The organism is Shewanella sp. MEBiC00475 (assembly GCF_005234075.1).
Taxonomy (GTDB): domain Bacteria; phylum Pseudomonadota; class Gammaproteobacteria; order Enterobacterales; family Shewanellaceae; genus Shewanella; species Shewanella polaris.
Genome location: NZ_CP039928.1, coordinates 162,777 through 180,881 on the forward strand (window position 1 = coordinate 162,777; position 18,105 = coordinate 180,881).

Consider the following 18,105-nt stretch of genomic DNA (forward strand, 5'->3'; position numbering starts at 1 on the left):
GCTTAGGCTTTAACGACGAAACCCAAAAAATATAGCCTCACCAAATAAGAGATTACACATGACAAGCATTACATTTGATAGCACAAACGTGGACTGGGAAAAACAACAAGGATTAATCCCTACTGTTGTACAAAATCACCTAACTGGCAAAGTGCTCATGCTAGGTTACATGGATCAAGCAGCATTAGAAAAAACCTTAGCCACTAAACAAGTCACCTTTTTTAGTCGATCTAAACAACGTTTGTGGACCAAAGGCGAAACCTCTGGTAACACACTTGATCTCATTGCTATTGACAAAGACTGCGACAACGACAGCTTTTTAGTGCAAGTTATCCCTAACGGCCCAACTTGCCATACTGGTACTGAAAGCTGCTGGTCAGATGGCAACGCACACCCTTTTATTGATAATCTGACCAAGTTGATTATTTCTCGTAAAGGTCAAAGTGCAGACTCAAGCTATACCGCATCGCTCTTTGAGCGTGGTACTAAACGTATGGCCCAAAAAGTGGGTGAAGAAGGTCTTGAAACCGCCCTTGCAGCAGCAACTCATGACAAGGAAGAACTTGTTAATGAAGCCTCTGATTTGATGTATCACTTAATCGTGCTACTTGAAGACCAAGGTTTGTCGATGGCAGATATCAATAAGAATTTATTGGATCGCCATAATAAAGCCACCAAGTCTTAAATCATTTAAGCAACTTTTTTAGCTGCTAGAATAGCGAGTTAACATAAAAAAAGACGCCGCGGCGTCTTTTTTATTATTAATAAAATATCATCAATAAGGTAATTGTTAATAAAGATTTTCTTCACCTGGTGGGCGGGTTTTGAGTAATTTCAAAAACCACATATATTGTGCGGGGTAAGCGTTAATCACTTGCTCAACCGCTTTATTTAGCGCGATAGCTTCGTTCTCTTTGCCAACCATTTCATCAGGATTAATCGCAGGCATCACTGTCATAATAAACTGTTTAGCTTGCTGATCGTATCCAATCTTAACGGGCATGACTTGCGCGTTGCCTGCATGAGCTAACCTCCCAACAACTGGCAATGTGGCTTTAACAGTACCGAGAAAAGGTGTAAATATACTGTGATCTGGGCCTAAATCTTCATCCGGTAAATAGAAAAAACTATTGTCTTTTTTTAACTCGGCCAACAAGGCTCTGATCCCTGCTTCACGCATATATACTCGGCCATTTTGGCTACTGCGCATTCGGTTACTGAACCAATTGAATAATCCATTCTTGTGCGCCTTGGCCATAGTCACAATTGGAATGTCCATGTTGACTCTAAGGCCAGCATACTCCATAGGCCATACATGAGGCATGATAAAAATAATCGGCTGTTTGGCATCTCGTGCGGCCTGAATATGCTCAAAGCCATTGCATTGGATCCGGCGTTTTAGATGAGCATTAGAACGAATAAGCAACTCGGCCTGCGATAATAATGTAATAACAAACAACTCAACATTTTGTTTAATTAACAAATCGACATCTTCAGGCGACATGTCTGGAAAACAATGAGTTATATTAATTCTTGCTATTCGTATTGGCTTTTTAGCAACGATCAATACCCCTCGAGCCAATAATCTCGCAATGGGATCACGTACACTTGCAGGAAGTGCACCAAAGAAAAATAGCACGCCAATGGCTAACCATGATCCCCAATAACGAGGATGTAATAATGATTTATTAAAACGAGTATCAAAATGTTTTGCTTGTCGTGCCAAAAGAAACTCCGAATAAACTGACCGTGAACCACGGTGAAAAAATAATATTATAACAATGTCATTATACTAGGGATTAATATGTGTGAAATAGAAATTATCTTAAACAACATCAAACATCAGTATCGCCTAGTGTGCTTTTCATATTTTTAAAACAGTTTATGCGCAATTTTTCTGACCGAGTAATGACAATCTGAACAAGCTAACTGCTATAAAATGATGGGTTTAACGAATAAAATTTAAAAACAAAAGAGCCACTCAATTAAGAGTGGCTCTTCGTGATACAGATCCAAATTGGATTGGCATATTAACTAATGAGTTATTTTTTACCCAAGTTTGCTGCTTCAACTCGTGCTTTTAACTTCTGTCCTGGACGGAAGGTAACAACACGGCGTGCAGAAATAGGTATATCTTCACCAGTTTTCGGGTTCCTTCCCGGTCTTTGATTCTTGTCCCTAAGGTCGAAGTTGCCAAAGCCAGATAACTTGACCTGCTCACCACTTTCGAGTGCTTCACGAATTTCTTCAAAAAAAGACTCGACCATCTCTTTAGCCACACGTTTGTTAATGCCTAATGTTTCAAAAAGATGTTCTGCCATTTCGGCTTTGGTAAGTGCCATACTTTAATCCCTCAACGATGCGTTGAACTCGGTCTTTAGAGCCGATACAACTGAATCCATAGTTTCAGTAATATCTTTATCTTCAAGTGTACGAGTAGTGTCTTGTAATGTAAGTGCGATAGCGAGGCTCTTTTTGCCAGCCTCAACACCTTTACCTTGGTATACATCGAACAAGTTTAAGCCAACCAACTGATTTTCGCCAACTTTTCTTATCAAATTCATAACATCAGTGGCAGAAACTGCTTCATCTACTACTAACGCAATGTCGCGACGATTAGCAGGAAACTTAGATACAGCTTGGGCTAGCGGCAAACGGGCGTGCAATAATGCATCCAGTTCTAACTCAAAAACAATTGTTTTTCCATTGAGTCCAAACGGCTTTTCCAAACTAGGGTGGACAGCGCCGATGTAACCAATGACTCGATTATCTCTTAATATTTCAGCACATTGACCTGGATGCAGCGCAGGATGTGTTGCCCCTCTAAAACTAAATTCTGTTGAGGCAACTGTCAAGCCGATTATTGCTTCTAAATCACCTTTTAAATCAAAGAAGTCGACAGTTTTCGATTCCATTGACCAATGTTCTTCGTTTTGAACACCAGAAATAACCGCGCCCAGCATAGCTTGTTGACGAACACCAGAATCTGCTTGCGCATCAGGAACAAAGCGTAAACCGGTCTCAAATAAACGTACTCTATTTTGCTGACGACTCTGGTTATAGCCAACTGCTGTCAATAATCCCGTAAACATTGATAAGCGCATTGCTGACATTTCGATAGAAATCGGGTTTGGCAACACCATGGCTTCTTCGCCAGGATGCACAATATTCTGCATCTTAGGGTCTACAAAGCTGTAAGTAACAGCTTCTTGAAAACCACGAGCAACAAAAATGCTGCGCACACGCTTTAACGAAATATCCGCTTCATTGTGTTCTGGCATGCTTAACGCCGCTTGGGGAGCGGTATTAGGAATATTGTTGTAGCCGTAAATACGGGCAACCTCTTCGATTAAATCTTCTTCAATCGCCATATCAAAACGGTAAGTTGCTGTTGTTACATTCCATACATCACCGGTGGTTTGTACGCTAAAACCTAAACGCTCTAGAATTTCAACCACGTCTGAGTCAGGAATAACATGACCTAAGGTTTTATCTAACTTGCTACGACGTAAAGTGATGTTAGCCACTTGTGGTAAGTGCTCTGCAGACACAGTCTCAATCACTTGCCCTGCTTCACCACCACAGATATCTAATACAAGGCGTGTAGCACGGTCCATAACTTTATGTTGCAACTCAGGGTCTACACCACGTTCAAAACGGTGTGACGCGTCTGTGTGTAAGCCTAAACGACGAGATTTACCCATGATGGCTAATGGTGCAAAGAATGCACACTCTAAAAGAATGTCTTGAGTGTTTTCATTCACGCCAGTACTTTCGCCACCAAACACACCCGCAAGCGCTACAGCTTGCTTATCATCAGCAATCACTAAGGTATCGCTAGGTATGGTAATTTCGTTGCCGTCAAGCAAGGTTAGCTTTTCAACACCGTCAGCTAAACGCACGGTAATTCCGCCGTTTAAGGTATTTAAGTCAAACGCATGCATTGGCTGACCATATTCGATCAACACATAATTGGTGATATCAACGATTGGATCAATTGAACGAATACCACTGCGACGCAATTTTTCTTGCATCCATAATGGTGTAGCAGCCTTAACATTGATATTTTTAACCACACGACCTAAGTAACGTGGGCATAAATCTGGTGCAACAACATTAATGCTAAATGGCGCGTCAATGGTGGCCGTTACTGCTTCCCAAGAAGGCTCTGTCACTGCTTGGCGATTTAATACACCAACTTCACGAGCAAGACCTGCCATGCCTAAACAATCAGCACGGTTAGCGGTTAAATCAACATCAATAATGGCATCATCTAATTGCAAAAATTCACGAACATTGACACCGATTGGTGCATCTTGAGGTAGCTCAATAATGCCATCGCTTTCGATGTCCATACCTAACTCGCCGTATGAGCACAACATGCCCATTGACGGTTGACCACGCAACTTAGCTTTTTTAATTTTAAAATCGCCAGGTAACACAGCGCCAACCATTGCTACAGCAACTTTTAAGCCTAAACGGCAGTTTGGTGCACCACAAACGATATCGATAAGCTCATCGCTGCCGACATTAATTTTGGTGACCCGTAATTTGTCTGCATCTGGGTGTTGGCCACATTCAACCACTTCGCCGATGATCACACCGCTAAAGTCAGCCGCGACTGATTCGATACCGTCGACTTCAAGACCGGCCATGGTAATTTGGTGTGATAATTCGTCACGACTTACTGATGGGTTAACCCACTCACGAAGCCAAGATTCACTGAATTTCATCTAATTTTTGCTCCGTTATTTGAATTGCTTAAGAAAACGTAAATCGTTTTCAAAGAAGGCACGTAAATCATTTACGCCGTAGCGCAACATGGTTAAACGCTCAACACCCATACCAAAAGCAAAACCAGAGTATTTTTCAGGGTCGATCCCCACACTACGCAATACATTTGGATGCACCATGCCACAGCCTAATACTTCTAACCACTTACCGTTTTTCCCCATCACGTCTACTTCAGCAGAAGGCTCTGTAAATGGAAAGTAAGATGGGCGGAAACGTACTTCTAAGTCTTCTTCAAAGAAGTTCCGTAAAAAGTCATGCAAAATGCCTTTAAGTTCAGCAAAGTTGACGTTTTCTGCAACCATTAAGCCTTCAACTTGGTGGAACATTGGCGTATGAGTTTGGTCGTAATCGTTACGATAAACACGGCCTGGAGATATAATTCTCAGCGGTGGCTTTTCGTGTTCCATCGTGCGAATTTGTACGCCCGATGTTTGGGTGCGTAGCATCACTTTAGGATTAAAGTAAAAAGTGTCATGGTCGGCACGAGCAGGATGATGTTCAGATATGTTTAACGCATCGAAATTATGGAAATCATCTTCAATTTCAGGACCTTGCTTAACCACAAAACCAAGTTCCCCAAAGAAAGTTTCAATACGCTCAATGGTACGCGTAACCGGATGTAAACCACCGATTTCTAAGGTACGACCGGGTAAAGTTACATCAATTTTTTCAGCAATTAATTTCGCTTCTAGTTCCGATGCTTTTAATCCGTCAATACGCTCAGTCAACTTTTGTTGTACGGCTTGTTTAGCTTGATTGACGGCTTGACCAAAGGCAGGTTTTTCTTCTGCGCTTAATGATCCCATCATTTTCATCATGTCAGTGATTTTACCTTTCTTACCAAGGTATTCGACACGGATATCATCCAATGTTTTTAGATCACTGGCCTTGTCAATGACCTCTAAGGCTTGTTCTACGATCTCGGTTAACTGCTGCATGTTATCATCCACTGCATTTGTGCATATCAATGCGATTGGGCGTCTGGTCTACTATATTAAAATCGATAGTGACGACGCGGTAGTTTAACTCTTGTCAAAAGCCACAAAGAGCTAAAACTAAGGTTAAAAATAAAGAGTGAAATTTTACGTTAGCGACTACCATTTTACTAGTCATTATTGGTATTTTTAATGGCAAATAGTTGTATTTACCTGCAATTTCCTCTTCTAGATTAGCCGTGATTGCTCATAACCCATCATTCTTAAATAACAACAAAGCTGTTTTTGCCCACTAGCAACAAAAAACTGGCATTATTTAACAGTAAAAATATCAAGTCCAAAGTGAGAAAGTTCAAACCATTCAAAGATTCTGATATTTGTTAGTTTCACCTATTCAATATGTTCATTGAGGGAAGTAACTCATTTATATTGTTAATATAATTTATTGATATTTAACGTTATCATTTTATCGTTGTGATTATCGATAAACCGAGGCTGACTAAATCTATAGCCGATGACCATTAACTCGCAGAAATGGGTAAGAAGATAAAAAAATACCGCTCTGTGTGAGCGGTATTGTTGGGATCCGTTATCTTAAAAATTAATGTTTCTTCGACACATCTACCAAGTAATGACCTTGTAACCAGTTACGGCCGATCAATAATTTATAGCCCATTTTAGAGCGGTCCTTTAAATTAACGTCGACTAGAAATTCCTTACCCGGTTCACCAACACTCAATCGCACCATGTAACGAGCTTCTGTTCCTTGAGCATTACGGATAAGTGAAGTACCTCGAACTTTTGTGCGCACCTCCACTTTTTCACCTTTTTCATTTTCGGTGGTAAAAGTGATCATTTTGCCGATGTTGTTTCCCATGTCTGTTTTGTTTTCTTTTTCAACATGAATATTAACGGCGTGCAATGAATTTTCAACCGCTCCGGTGTCGATACGCGTATTGAACATCAAACCTGTTTGTTTAACGCTTAGATCAGCAATCGGACCTATGAGCTTTTTATGAGATACATCGACAACATAACCGCGCCTTAAGAAGTTTCGTCCAATGAGTAATTTGTAATTCATGTGGCTACGATCACGCAAATTGACATGGACATTGTGTTGCTTTCCGACAAAGCCAACATCTAATTTCACCATATAACGAGTTTCAGTACCTTGGGAGTTTTTAACCGAAGAGGTGCTGACAATCTCAGCCTGCATTCGTTGTTTTTCACCTTTTTCATTTTCAGTCGTGAATTCAATAACTTTACCAATATTGTTTTTCATCTTTTTTGATGTGCCACCAATAATTTTTAAATCGACAGCATGCAAAGAGGTATTCACTGCACCAGTATCCATACGGGCTTGAAACATTAATCCAGATTTTGCCACTGTCATCATTTCAACTTGACCAACAATGGTCGTTTTATTGCTTGCAAACACCGACATAGACAGCAAACACAACACAGCAGAAATCACAATTTTTTTAAACATGATCAATCCCAAAAATCCACAAATCGCCTCAATAGCGGTCAGTTTATGTGCGTTTATCGCGACAAATGATCAACTTCTTGATCAAATAAATTTTTAATCAAGCCAGAAAATTCAGTAATAAAGATACTTTGTTCAGCTGTGGCTTGCTGATTAGCGACAGAGGCTAAAATCTCTTCCAGATCGTATACTATTGCATCAACTTCTCGAATCACCATATTACGCTGCGCAAATGATAATTGTGGATTTTGACCACATACCATAATGATCTGAGCAGACAATTGCTCTTCAAACAGTTCCATAACAGTTTCAGTTGTAGCCGCATTATTCTCAGACGCCTCAAAAAGCCCTAAATGTTCAGTTAAATACTGAACTAAATGCATATACCCTTCTTTGTCGGTAACCATTTTATCCCACCTTTTTTAATACAACTTAACTGAAAATGGCTCTCAATCTTTATGATTGAAAGCCATTCTTAATCACAAATGACTATTGCGCTAAGGTTAGCACAAATGACACTGGCACTGCCAAGCTGATGCTTGGCAATCCTGCCATTTCTTTGAGTTTTTCGACACCGGACACTAAACCAAATTCATTTGCCTGAACAATCACTGGCGCTAAACTTGTCACTACCATTTTTTTATCCGACAATTTAGCCACTAACACTTCAAAACTCTTCTGTTGTTTCTGACCATGTAAATTAATGGTAGCTTCAATTTGAGTGGTTAAGGTGTCACCGACTTTTAATCCGGCTAACAATTTGGGATTTACTATTGCGTCCAAGGTTAACTTTGGATACTGAGCAACTTCAAATAATACTGTCTGTAATCGCTGATCTCTAATTTCAACTCCAGTATCAACACTGCTTAAATCAATGGATAACGAAAAAGCCCCCGCATCCGTTAATGACCCAGCAATTTGTTTAAAATGATTCACTTCGGCAATATCAGCTTTCTTTATAGAAATAAAGCTCACCCGAGAATGATCTTGATTGATTTGCCAGTCGCCAGCCATCACAGATGTACTCAGCAAACTCGCAGCGAGAAAAGGTAACCATTTTTTCATCATAAAGTCCTTTGTATTGAAAGTAAGATTAAGTATAGTTTAATCTTTGGTTATAACTTGCTGGGGATCAATCTAGCCAGCCATTTGTCTAACGCTTGTGCAAACGCATGTTTATCCGTTTGCGAAAAACTATTCGGACCGCCTGTATGTATACCACTACTGCGCATCTCTTCCATAAAATCACGCATAGTCAGAATCTGTTTAATATTTTCAACTGTATACACAGTACCTCGAGGGTTTAATACTAGTGCGCCTTTATCAACAGCATCTGATGCAAGAGGAATGTCAGCTGTAATAACTAAATCCCCTTTCACTACTTGTTCCACAATGTAGTTATCAGCTTCATCAAAACCCGAACTCACTCGTATCATACTAACTAATGGTGATATAGGAACTTTAATCATTTGATTAGCTACTAACACTAATCGTACCGACTTACGCTCAGATGCCCTAAATAGCATTTCTTTAACTGGATTGGGACAAGCATCAGCATCAACCCAGATTTTATTGGTTATCACAGCTAATTGCTCCACTTCATTAACACTCATTAAGGTGCCAACCGATCTATATTCCAATCAGCATCATTTTTAGTGTAAATAAATCGGTCATGTAACCGATGTTCACCGCCTTGCCAAAACTCAATACTGGTTGGACGCACCAAATATCCCCCCAAAATTTCGGTAATGGCACATCACCTTGGGCGAACTTGGCTTTCATTTCGGCAAACTTCCCTTCTAGGGCTTGTCTGGCTGAAATTTTACTGGATTGTTTAGATACCCATGCCGCAATTTGACTGTCTTTGGGTCTGGACATAAAATATTTTGCTACATCTAACATAGACAATGGCTCAGCCTGGCCAAGTACAGCCACTTGGCGCTCAAGTGGATGCCAAGGAAACAATAAACTAATTTTGCTGTTAATAGCTATCTGTTTTGCTTTGCGACTTTCTAAATTAGTAAAAAACACAAAACCGTTATCATCAAATTTTTTGAGTAACACAATACGCTGAAATGGCTGACCATATTCATCAACCGTCGCCACACACATTGCAGTTGGGTCAGTTAATTCAGCGTCTTTGGCTTGTAGCATCCACTTTTCAAATAAATCCATTGGATTGACGGGTAAATCACTACGCCTCAATCCACCTTGGCTATATTCACGGCGAATATCACTTAAATCACTCATCTTGGTTCCTTATTAAACCTTGTATGACCTATTCTACGCTGAGGATACACAAAAAAGCCAACGTCTACAGCTTGGCTTATTAACTTATTGGCAAAGTTTAAATCACTTTTTAATTAAGCCTTTACCTTCTACCCAAACGTGCAGCATTTCAAGTCCCAGAGTGGCCTCTGCGAATGCAGTAATATTAGCTGAGTTATAAGCTGGGGCAACTTCAACCACATTCATACCCACAATATTCAACCCAGGTCATCCACGAATGATTTTTCATCGCTTTATCACTGGTTGAACCATCATTCGACCACCAGAACAACCTGATGTTGCCATGTCAAAAGGTAAAACAACGACCACAACATCTGCGTCAGATTCTATGGTTTAAAAATAAATTATTGGCGTAAACAGCCAAATGCGTTTGAATAAAGCGAATAATCAGCTTTTTCTGCGCAGGTCGTCATAGACTATCCCAAACATGGTAAATGCCGATAATTACAATAATGTGGGTATTAGTACTTCTAAGCTATCTTGCTGATAATGGCTGAAATGTATGTTGTAGCCTTGTTTAATTGTCATCGCGCAATGGCTTAAACACAAGTAATTTAAAAAGGGCTTATCGGCAATATTACTATTAAAGCCAATAAGGTCGCAGCTGTTAGGCTGCAATAATGTTACCAGTTCAGCAAAAATATTAACCTGAGTTGAGTTCATATCAATGTTAGTTTCAACACTCACATAAGAACTGTTTTCTTGGGGTGTAATGTGTATTGTAAAATATTCAGAACCACGAATACCGTTGATCGAATAACCTAACGGACTGAATAAATGCTGATCAATACTAAAACCATCAAATAGTTGTTTCAGCCGCAGCATCTGACTAATTTGAACAATTGATTGCTCATCGCTACGTAAATAGTCTGCTACCGTACCAGAAATATGATACATCAGCAGTTCATTGGTGGTATCGAGCTGGCTGGCTTGATAGTTTTTATCGGTGGTAAAAATATAGTGATGATGGCTATCTAAGTGCCCCATTCGATAGGCTTGTCCGGCGATAAAATGCCTTAATCTAACGACATCATCGCCAAAAGAACTTGCTTGTAAATGAGCATAATATTCATTTTTGCGTTGATAACACACATACGCAATAGCTTGCTCACCTAAACTTTCAATACAGTAACAAGCCGATTCGACCAAGGTGCTAGCCCCACAAGTGAGCATAACGATATGATCATCCCACACAAATAAACTCGATTCACTCAGTAAATAAGCATCACAATATTCATTACTTATAGTAGATAAAATATCTGCATTTGAGGCAGCAACAAGCTCCAGCCAAAATGCTTGATCTAAAGATCGTAATTTAGGCGCGGATGCATTAACAATAATCTCTAATTTTTTTTCTGAACCTTCAAAAAACATTTGTAACTACTCAGTACCGATTCTAATTAAAGATGTTTGTATTAAGATGCAATGTAAATACTTACGCTAACTTAGTTCAAGGTAAAAACCTAGTTTAGTGGTTCAAATGAGCTCTTTTCAACGATGAAATAAGCGTAAGTAGTAGTTATCTAAGTAGTTACAAATATCTTAGCAATTTAAAAGCCTAGCAACCTGAGGTCACTAGGCTTTTTTAATCACAAGTTAACATCACTTAGTCGATAAGATTAAAAATCTTCTAAGTATGTGTAACCCTTAAGACCTAACTGTAATTCTTCTAGAATGCTGGCACGCTCTTCTTCAACAATATGTTGATTCACAAGCTCTTCATATGTGCGCATAAAGTCAACCGCATCTAAGTTTACATAACGTAAAACGTCAGCTACTGTATCGCCTTCTAAAACAGATTCGATCTGGCTTAATCCCCGCTCATCAATACGCACAACCGCAGAGTTGGTATCACCAAACAAGTTATGCATATCGCCCAAAATTTCTTGGTATGCACCCACCATGAAGAAACCAATCAAATATGGGCTGTCTGCGCTCCATGCTGGCACTGGCAAGGTAGTTTCGATGCCTTGACCATCAACATATTGATCAACAATACCGTCAGAGTCACAGGTAATATCTAACATAACCGCACGCCTCTCTGGTGCCTTATCTAACCCCGATAACGGCAATACAGGGAACACTTGATCAATACCCCATGCATCCGGTAATGATTGGAATAATGAGAAGTTAACGAAAAACTTATCGGCTAACTTTTCATTTAATTCATCAATCACTGGGCGGTGATAACGGTTATTGTTACTTAATAATCCCTTCACTTCATGACAAACACGTAAGTTAGTTTGCTCGGCCCAAGCGCGATCCGCTAAACTCAATTGGCCCACGGCAAACAGAGAGTGAGCTTCAGAAATATCACTCTGACTGTCATGATAAATTTCAATGATTGCACGCTGATCAGAACCACTGCAGATTTCTAACCAAGATTGCCACATGTTATGAAGCAATTGTGGTGAGTCTTCATTTGGTTGCTTAATCTCTTCAGGTATATAGGTTTCAGTTCCAATCACATCAGTAATCAACACCGCATGGTGCGCGGTTAAATGACGACCAGATTCTGAAATAATACGAGGCATTGGTTGCTCGTATTCATTACATAAATCCGTTAATACATTGACGATATTGTTGGCATACTCATTCAAGCCATAGTTCATTGAGTTATTGCTTTGGCTTCGGGTACCATCGTAGTCAACCGCTAACCCGCCGCCGACATCGAAACAATCAATGCTGGCACCAAGTTGGCGTAATTCACAGTAAAAACGACCAGCCTCACTCACACCTTGGCGAATGTCGCGGATATTGGCAATTTGCGAACCTAAGTGAAAATGTGATAACTGTAAAGAATCAAGCATATTAACGCTTTTCAGTTCGGCAACCACTTTCAATACTTGTGCAGCAGACAGGCCAAACTTAGACTTTTCGCCACCACTGGCTTGCCACTTACCTTTGCCTTGGAAAGCCAAACGTACACGTAAACCTAAACGTGGTGTGATACCGAGATTTTTAGCTTCAGCTAATACCATTTTTAGTTCTGACATTTTTTCCAGAACGATATAAACCTTATGGCCAAGCTTTTCGCCAATTAATGCTAAGCGAATATATTCTTTATCTTTGTAACCGTTACATACAATTACTGAGCTGGCTTTTTGTGCCATCGCAAGTACAGCCATTAATTCTGGCTTACTGCCAGCTTCAAGTCCTAACTGTTTTACTTCTTTCGATTTTTGGCTGGCTAAAATTTCTTCAACCACCGTTTTTTGTTGGTTTACTTTAATCGGGTAAACCAGCAAGTAATCATTTTGATAATCGTACTTCTTAATTGCATCATTAAATGCTTCGCATAAACTTTCCACTCTATGGTGTAAGATTTGCGGAAAACGGACTAATACCGGTAACGAAACACCTGCTTCAACCATACTTTTGGCTAATTCATTTAAGCCAACTTTATGATCTGGATTTTGTGGGTTAGGTGACACTGTCACTTCACCATCTTCACGAATACCATAAAAACCTTGGCTCCAGTGAGTCACGTTATAACCCGAGCGAGCATCTTCGATAGACCAATCAGACATAATTATTTTCCGTATTTGTATCAAAGTTAGCAGCGCCTTAATTGGTGGCGGCTGCTTGTTAAAAATCCAGATAACCCAAAAGGCTACCTTAGAAAAAAATAGTTTATTCAGCATTGTGATTATGACTGAAAAACCTGTGATAGAAAAAATAAAGGCGCAATGTTATTGCCTAATCTCATATGATCTTTTCTATCATCTTTGGCATCTTCTTACATAGAGCATCTTACGCAGATATTCACAAAGCATGCAAATTTGGCTAACTGAACATCAGATTAAGGCAGTAACAAGTATTTTACTGATTAAGCTCATGCTTAGTTCACTTTACAATAGAAAACGAGTCACCGTATCGCCTTTATAAAAACGGCGCAATTAAAACCTGCAATGAGGTGTATTGCAAGCAAATTACCACGTTAATCATCAGAAAAATTCATCTACAATCGTTGTCATAAACATCAACCAAGATGCAGATAACCACAAATGATTTTAGGTAGTGAATAATTGACACAACGCGATCTAAATTTACGTGTATAATTACGTGTTTTTGCTGCGATCATCTTTTCATTTTTAACTAAAGTAGAGTCATTCATGATACAAATCGGTAAACGTTATTCATTGGAAGTCATTAAACAAGTCAATTTTGGGGTTTATCTAAATGCTCAAGAGCTTGGACAAGTCTTGCTTCCTAATAAATTTGTCCCTACCGGATGTAATGTCGGGGATATGGTAGATGTATTTCTTTACTTAGACTCTGAAGACATTGTGATTGCTACCACCCAAAAATCATTAGCCCAAGTAGGTGAATATGCTTATTTAAAAGTGATTGTCACTGGACCATTTGGTGCCTTTTTAGATTGGGGCTTAGACAAAGATTTGTTACTTCCCTTTGGTGAGCAACACAAACCTGCTGAAGAAGGTCATTCATACTTAGTCTATGTTCATGCTAACCATGCCGATGAGCGCATTATGGCCTCTTCTAAACTGGATAAGTTTGTCGACAAAACTGAAGCTCACTATACAGAAGGTGAACAAGTTAACTTGATCATCGGTGGCACCACAGATTTAGGTTATAAAGCCATTATCAATAATGAGCATTGGGGTGTCATTTATGCTAATGAAGTATTTCAAAAACTTCGTTTTGGTCAGAAGGTGACTGGCTATATTAAAACCATCCGCAGTGACGGTAAAATTGATCTTGTGCTTCAAAAAGGCGACAAAGACGAGCTAGACAAAAATGCCCGTTTAATTATTAATAAACTGCGTAGTGCAAATGGTTTTCTGCCACTGCACGATAAAACCGATGCAGATGTTATTTATGACAAACTCGGTATGAGTAAAAAAGCGTTTAAAAAATCAATTGGTGGCTTATTTAAAGCAGGTGAAATTACTATCGAAAGTGACGGTATTCGGTTAACTGTGTGAACAATAATCGATTAACCTTGCTAAACTAGTCCAATCCTTTGAGAAAAAGCATGGCTCTGTTATAAAAGTAATAGAATCATGCTTTTCTATATAAAAGGATACTGTGTATGGAATTAACCCAACTAGAAGCTAGAGTTATCGGTTGCTTACTCGAAAAAGAACTCACTACTCCAGATCAATATCCTCTGTCATTAAATTCACTCACTTTAGCATGTAACCAAAAAAGCAGTCGTGAACCTGTTATGTCACTTAGCGAATCCCAAGTGCAAACAGTGATAGATGACCTTACAAAAAAACGCCTGATCAGTGAGCAATCAGGTTTTGGCAGCCGAGTGGTAAAATATAAACATCGTTTTTGTAATACCGAGTTCAGTGAGTTGCAATTAAACAGTGCTGAAGTTGCATTAATTTGTGTCTTACTGTTGCGTGGACCACAAACACCTGGAGAGCTCAAAACTCGCACTAATCGTCTCCACGACTTCATTGATATGTCACAGGTTGAAACAGCATTACTGGCATTAAGCCAACGAGAAAAACCGTTAGTGGTTCAACTTGCTAGAGAAGCCAATAAACGTGATTGCCGCTTCCTTGAGTGCTTTAGTGGTAACGTTGAAGACTATCAAGTGAACAGCAGTGATGCCATTGTAGTGTCAACTCACACTCAACAAACTTTACAGCAAGATTCTCGGATTGTAGAACTAGAACAAAGAGTTGAATTACTTGAACAGAAACTCGAAAAACTAGAAAGCTTATTAAACTAATTTACGCTTTCCGTTAAACAGTCAAGGAAAACATTATGGATCGTACCGCCCCACCATCGACACTTACTCATATTTGGTTATTAGCCAAATATGAGCTAACCAAACGTTTTACCAATAAAAGCGGTATGGTCGCATTAATTGCTTTCATGTTAATTTGGGCTATTTTACTTATTTATCCAATTAAAAGTGCCTCTGAATTCATCATGCAGCCGAACTTTAAAGACTTTACAGAAGCTCTCTTTGGAACAGGAAGCTTACAGCATCTGTTCGAATGGCCAGTTGCTGAATTTGCGGTATTCTGGCTAGCGGCACTCTACTTGTTTCCAATGTTCAGTATTTTTATCGCCGCAGATCAATTTAGCTCAGATAAACAACGTGGTAGCTTGCGGTTTTTAACCTTAAGAGTAAGTCGTACCAGTTTGTTCTTTGGTCGTTTTTTAGGTCAAATGTTTATCCAACTAATGCTTATTGTTTTAACATTGTTAGCCACCATTGCATTGGCCTTAACCCGTGACATGTCCTTGTTAGTACCTTCAATAACCACCAGTTTATTAGTCATGATTAATCTTGTGATTGTGTTACTACCTTATACTGCAGCCATGGCGGTATTGTCGTTATATGCAAACTCTGCGAGACAGGCGAGTATATTTGCGATTATTTTATGGGCTGTAGTATCGATTGTTATTGCCATAATTAATATGAATTTCCCACAACTAAGCTGGTTAAACTGGATACTCCCAGGTTCACAAATTTCGAGTTTGATCAATACTCAAGGGTTAAGCTCTTTAGCACTTGCCCCCATTCCCTTACTGCAAACTGTGGTTATTTTATTTATTGGTAAAGTATTAATGAGCCGGAGTGCGCTATGAGTATTATTCAATGTGACAACCTTTCTAAACAATATGGCAATAAACTTGCGCTCGACACCGTATCGTTAACTCTTACCGAAGGTGCCCCTATTGCATTAGTGGGCCCAAATGGAGCAGGTAAAACTACGCTATTTAGTTTACTCTGCGGTTATATTCAACCCACCAACGGTAGTATTAGTATTTTAGGCCATAAGCCCGGTAGCAAAGCATTACAAGGGCTATTGTCGGCATTACCACAAGATGCAGCACTAGATCCCAATTTTAGTATTGTGTCGCAACTACAGTTTTTTGCACAATTACAAGGCATGACCGCATCGGCAGCAAAGCAAGAAGCATTAAGAGTTCTCGCACTTGTCGACCTTAGTGAATCCGCTGAGGCTAAACCTAAAAGTTTAAGTCATGGGATGAGTAAACGAGTCTCTATTGCGCAAGCACTAATAGGTTCACCTAAGATTGTTTTGCTCGATGAACCGACCGCTGGACTTGATCCGGCGAATGCTAAAAAAATTCGTCAAATTGTGAAAGACTTATCTGACCATACAACCTTTGTGATCAGTTCACATAACCTTGATGAACTTGAAAAACTATGTGATCAAGTTGTCTACCTTGAACGTGGTAAGTTGCAGCAATCGGTATCAATTAAAGCAAGTCAAGCGACTGACTTCATCACACTAACAATGAAACAATGTGACATGGACAGCCTCCATCAGCAGTTATTAGGCCTTAATGATATTATTGAAGTAAGGCGCATCGGTGATGAGCAGTATGTTATCGAATACCAAAAACAATCTGGCTTTGCTATTGAAATGCAGTTGTTTGAGCTGTTTACAGCTCACCATTGGCAATATAAAGCATTACTTAAAGGCCGGACATTAGAAGAAACCTTGTTTTCTTAACTCATCATCAAATGTAAAACCACGTATTTGTATTGGTTAAAATAAGTTTGCGTAAAAAGGCCTAACAAAAACGTCATAAGCATCAGTATCTAATGCCATTGTTTATTAATAAGTGAAACTCACCAAATTAATAAACGATGGCATTTTTTGTTTATTACTGACGTATCTTGTCAATATGATTACCCCTTAAACGCCGAAAACTAATACTCAATAAGTCGTCTAAAAAATGCAATAAAGTGTTCTATCCCTCAGTACCTATAGTAAAAAATAAATACTCTACCCTTAACATCACACTATAGCTCATAGACAAAGTAATCTGAATGACGAGAAGCCTCATAAGCTGACTCAATGCTATGAAATTAACCCAACCCCATTCATACCAGCAAGCTTAATGTTGAACAAGACCTTATTTTATCAGAACATTAAACAAAGGCACTGGAGCTAGGGATGTAAAGGTCTGCCCTGCTTACTCCCAAAGCAACTGAACTATATTTACCATTTTTGAACGAGGAACTTGAGTGTTTTTGAAACGATCAGTTACCAATGTGCTACAACAATTATTTGGGCGAACGATAAGATGAATAGATTATAAAATGAGGTAAAACAAACGATTAGACGATTAGACGATTAGACGATTAGACGATTAGACGATTAGCATGATGACAATACATATTAAAAACACAAAAAAAACTGCAGCAATAAATTGCTACAGTTTTAAATCTTTAACACTTAGCAGAAGCTAAATACTAAACGATTGAAACGTTCTCAGCTTGAGGACCTTTCTGACCTTGAGTCACAGTGAAAGAAACTTTCTGACCTTCGTCAAGAGTTTTAAAACCGTCTGAGTTGATAGCACGGAAGTGAACGAATACGTCTGGACCAGACTCTTGCTCAATAAATCCGAAACCTTTATCAGAGTTAAACCACTTAACAACACCAGTAACTTGAGACATAATATATAAATCCTGTAAAAAAAAATAGTTAAAGCCTTAACGGCAGTAAAGCTGGAAAATGCCGGTATTACTTATGTTTACAGGACGAAACTGATCGTATTGATAAATATAAGCCCAACCTTCAAGCTGAGTAAACTATAAACCATTTTTAGGATAAGTCAACAAACATCCAC

17 protein-coding genes and 1 pseudogene are annotated in these 18,105 nt (G+C 39.2%); 5 read left to right on the forward strand and 13 right to left on the reverse strand.

Annotated features, from left to right (window positions below; all coding sequences use genetic code 11):
* Nucleotides 1-58: 58 nt before the first annotated feature.
* Nucleotides 59-685, forward strand: a complete 627-nt coding sequence (hisIE, locus tag FCN25_RS00705) for a bifunctional phosphoribosyl-AMP cyclohydrolase/phosphoribosyl-ATP diphosphatase HisIE (RefSeq protein WP_137221062.1) — start codon at nt 59-61, stop codon at nt 683-685.
* Between the two features lie 105 nt (nt 686-790).
* Here the strand turns inward: hisIE and lpxM are convergent, their stop codons facing one another.
* The 12 genes and pseudogenes from lpxM to speA all read right to left on the reverse strand — a co-directional run bounded on the left by lpxM (nt 791) and on the right by speA (nt 13,034).
* Nucleotides 791-1,726: a lauroyl-Kdo(2)-lipid IV(A) myristoyltransferase gene (lpxM, locus tag FCN25_RS00710; RefSeq protein ID WP_137221064.1), complete on the reverse strand. Its 936-nt coding sequence runs from the start codon at nt 1,724-1,726 to the stop codon at nt 791-793.
* Between the two features lie 316 nt (nt 1,727-2,042).
* The gene (gene ihfA / locus FCN25_RS00715) at nt 2,043-2,342 is read right to left on the reverse strand and encodes an integration host factor subunit alpha (RefSeq protein ID WP_137221066.1); all 300 of its coding nucleotides are present in this window, start codon (nt 2,340-2,342) and stop codon (nt 2,043-2,045) included.
* A 3-nt stretch (nt 2,343-2,345) separates the two neighbouring features.
* On the reverse strand, nt 2,346-4,733 hold the full coding sequence (pheT, locus tag FCN25_RS00720; RefSeq protein WP_137221068.1) for a phenylalanine--tRNA ligase subunit beta: 2,388 nt from the start codon (nt 4,731-4,733) through the stop codon (nt 2,346-2,348).
* A gap of 15 nt (nt 4,734-4,748) precedes the next feature.
* On the reverse strand, nt 4,749-5,732 hold the full coding sequence (gene pheS, locus FCN25_RS00725; protein ID WP_137221070.1) for a phenylalanine--tRNA ligase subunit alpha: 984 nt from the start codon (nt 5,730-5,732) through the stop codon (nt 4,749-4,751).
* Nucleotides 5,733-6,330: 598 nt separating this feature from the next.
* The gene (locus FCN25_RS00730) at nt 6,331-7,218 is read right to left on the reverse strand and encodes a RimK/LysX family protein (protein WP_137221072.1); all 888 of its coding nucleotides are present in this window, start codon (nt 7,216-7,218) and stop codon (nt 6,331-6,333) included.
* 53 nt (nt 7,219-7,271) lie between these two features.
* Nucleotides 7,272-7,622, reverse strand: a complete 351-nt coding sequence (locus tag FCN25_RS00735; protein ID WP_137221074.1) for a DUF3802 family protein — start codon at nt 7,620-7,622, stop codon at nt 7,272-7,274.
* A gap of 82 nt (nt 7,623-7,704) precedes the next feature.
* On the reverse strand, nt 7,705-8,280 hold the full coding sequence (locus FCN25_RS00740) for a YceI family protein (RefSeq protein WP_137227284.1): 576 nt from the start codon (nt 8,278-8,280) through the stop codon (nt 7,705-7,707).
* A gap of 50 nt (nt 8,281-8,330) precedes the next feature.
* Nucleotides 8,331-8,798, reverse strand: a complete 468-nt coding sequence (locus FCN25_RS00745) for a YaiI/YqxD family protein (RefSeq protein ID WP_167496085.1) — start codon at nt 8,796-8,798, stop codon at nt 8,331-8,333.
* Between the two features lie 29 nt (nt 8,799-8,827).
* Nucleotides 8,828-9,465, reverse strand: a pseudogene (gene pdxH / locus FCN25_RS00750) (pyridoxamine 5'-phosphate oxidase).
* A 102-nt stretch (nt 9,466-9,567) separates the two neighbouring features.
* Entirely contained in the window at nt 9,568-9,696 is a 129-nt protein-coding gene (locus tag FCN25_RS21035; protein WP_254693798.1) for a hypothetical protein, read from the reverse strand.
* 252 nt (nt 9,697-9,948) lie between these two features.
* Nucleotides 9,949-10,878: an adenosylmethionine decarboxylase gene (locus FCN25_RS00760; protein WP_137221076.1), complete on the reverse strand. Its 930-nt coding sequence runs from the start codon at nt 10,876-10,878 to the stop codon at nt 9,949-9,951.
* A 245-nt stretch (nt 10,879-11,123) separates the two neighbouring features.
* Entirely contained in the window at nt 11,124-13,034 is a 1,911-nt protein-coding gene (speA, locus tag FCN25_RS00765; RefSeq protein WP_137221078.1) for a biosynthetic arginine decarboxylase, read from the reverse strand.
* Between the two features lie 585 nt (nt 13,035-13,619).
* Between speA and FCN25_RS00770 the strand changes: the two genes are divergently transcribed.
* The 4 genes from FCN25_RS00770 to FCN25_RS00785 all read left to right on the forward strand — a co-directional run bounded on the left by FCN25_RS00770 (nt 13,620) and on the right by FCN25_RS00785 (nt 16,979).
* The gene (locus FCN25_RS00770; protein ID WP_137221080.1) at nt 13,620-14,453 is read left to right on the forward strand and encodes a S1 RNA-binding domain-containing protein; all 834 of its coding nucleotides are present in this window, start codon (nt 13,620-13,622) and stop codon (nt 14,451-14,453) included.
* 107 nt (nt 14,454-14,560) lie between these two features.
* Complete coding sequence (locus FCN25_RS00775; protein WP_137221082.1) at nt 14,561-15,214, forward strand: YceH family protein; 654 nt, start codon at nt 14,561-14,563, stop codon at nt 15,212-15,214.
* Nucleotides 15,215-15,249: 35 nt separating this feature from the next.
* Nucleotides 15,250-16,083, forward strand: coding sequence for an ABC transporter permease (locus FCN25_RS00780; RefSeq protein ID WP_137221085.1), 834 nt, complete (start codon nt 15,250-15,252; stop codon nt 16,081-16,083).
* Nucleotides 16,080-16,979: an ABC transporter ATP-binding protein gene (locus tag FCN25_RS00785; protein WP_137221086.1), complete on the forward strand. Its 900-nt coding sequence runs from the start codon at nt 16,080-16,082 to the stop codon at nt 16,977-16,979. Before FCN25_RS00780 ends, FCN25_RS00785 begins: the two co-directional genes overlap by 4 nt.
* A gap of 746 nt (nt 16,980-17,725) precedes the next feature.
* On the opposite strand, the gene FCN25_RS00790 is transcribed toward FCN25_RS00785, so the two are convergent.
* A complete protein-coding gene (locus tag FCN25_RS00790; protein WP_011637160.1) occupies nt 17,726-17,932 on the reverse strand; it encodes a cold-shock protein in 207 nt (68 codons plus the stop codon).
* Between the last annotated feature and the right edge of the window lie 173 nt (nt 17,933-18,105).

Bases quoted from the DNA above. Each gene is read 5' to 3' on its own strand.
- hisIE (WP_137221062.1), top strand. From the start codon at position 59: ATGACAAGCATTACATTTGATAGCACAAACGTGGACTGGGAAAAACAA.
- ihfA (WP_137221066.1), bottom strand. From the start codon at position 2,342: ATGGCACTTACCAAAGCCGAAATGGCAGAACATCTTTTTGAAACATTA.
- pheT (WP_137221068.1), bottom strand. From the start codon at position 4,733: ATGAAATTCAGTGAATCTTGGCTTCGTGAGTGGGTTAACCCATCAGTA.
- pheS (WP_137221070.1), bottom strand. From the start codon at position 5,732: ATGCAGCAGTTAACCGAGATCGTAGAACAAGCCTTAGAGGTCATTGAC.
- FCN25_RS00730 (WP_137221072.1), bottom strand. From the start codon at position 7,218: ATGTTTAAAAAAATTGTGATTTCTGCTGTGTTGTGTTTGCTGTCTATG.
- FCN25_RS00735 (WP_137221074.1), bottom strand. From the start codon at position 7,622: ATGGTTACCGACAAAGAAGGGTATATGCATTTAGTTCAGTATTTAACT.
- FCN25_RS00740 (WP_137227284.1), bottom strand. From the start codon at position 8,280: ATGAAAAAATGGTTACCTTTTCTCGCTGCGAGTTTGCTGAGTACATCT.
- FCN25_RS00760 (WP_137221076.1), bottom strand. From the start codon at position 10,878: ATGTTTTTTGAAGGTTCAGAAAAAAAATTAGAGATTATTGTTAATGCA.
- speA (WP_137221078.1), bottom strand. From the start codon at position 13,034: ATGTCTGATTGGTCTATCGAAGATGCTCGCTCGGGTTATAACGTGACT.
- FCN25_RS00770 (WP_137221080.1), top strand. From the start codon at position 13,620: ATGATACAAATCGGTAAACGTTATTCATTGGAAGTCATTAAACAAGTC.
- FCN25_RS00775 (WP_137221082.1), top strand. From the start codon at position 14,561: ATGGAATTAACCCAACTAGAAGCTAGAGTTATCGGTTGCTTACTCGAA.
- FCN25_RS00780 (WP_137221085.1), top strand. From the start codon at position 15,250: ATGGATCGTACCGCCCCACCATCGACACTTACTCATATTTGGTTATTA.
- FCN25_RS00785 (WP_137221086.1), top strand. From the start codon at position 16,080: ATGAGTATTATTCAATGTGACAACCTTTCTAAACAATATGGCAATAAA.
- FCN25_RS00790 (WP_011637160.1), bottom strand. From the start codon at position 17,932: ATGTCTCAAGTTACTGGTGTTGTTAAGTGGTTTAACTCTGATAAAGGT.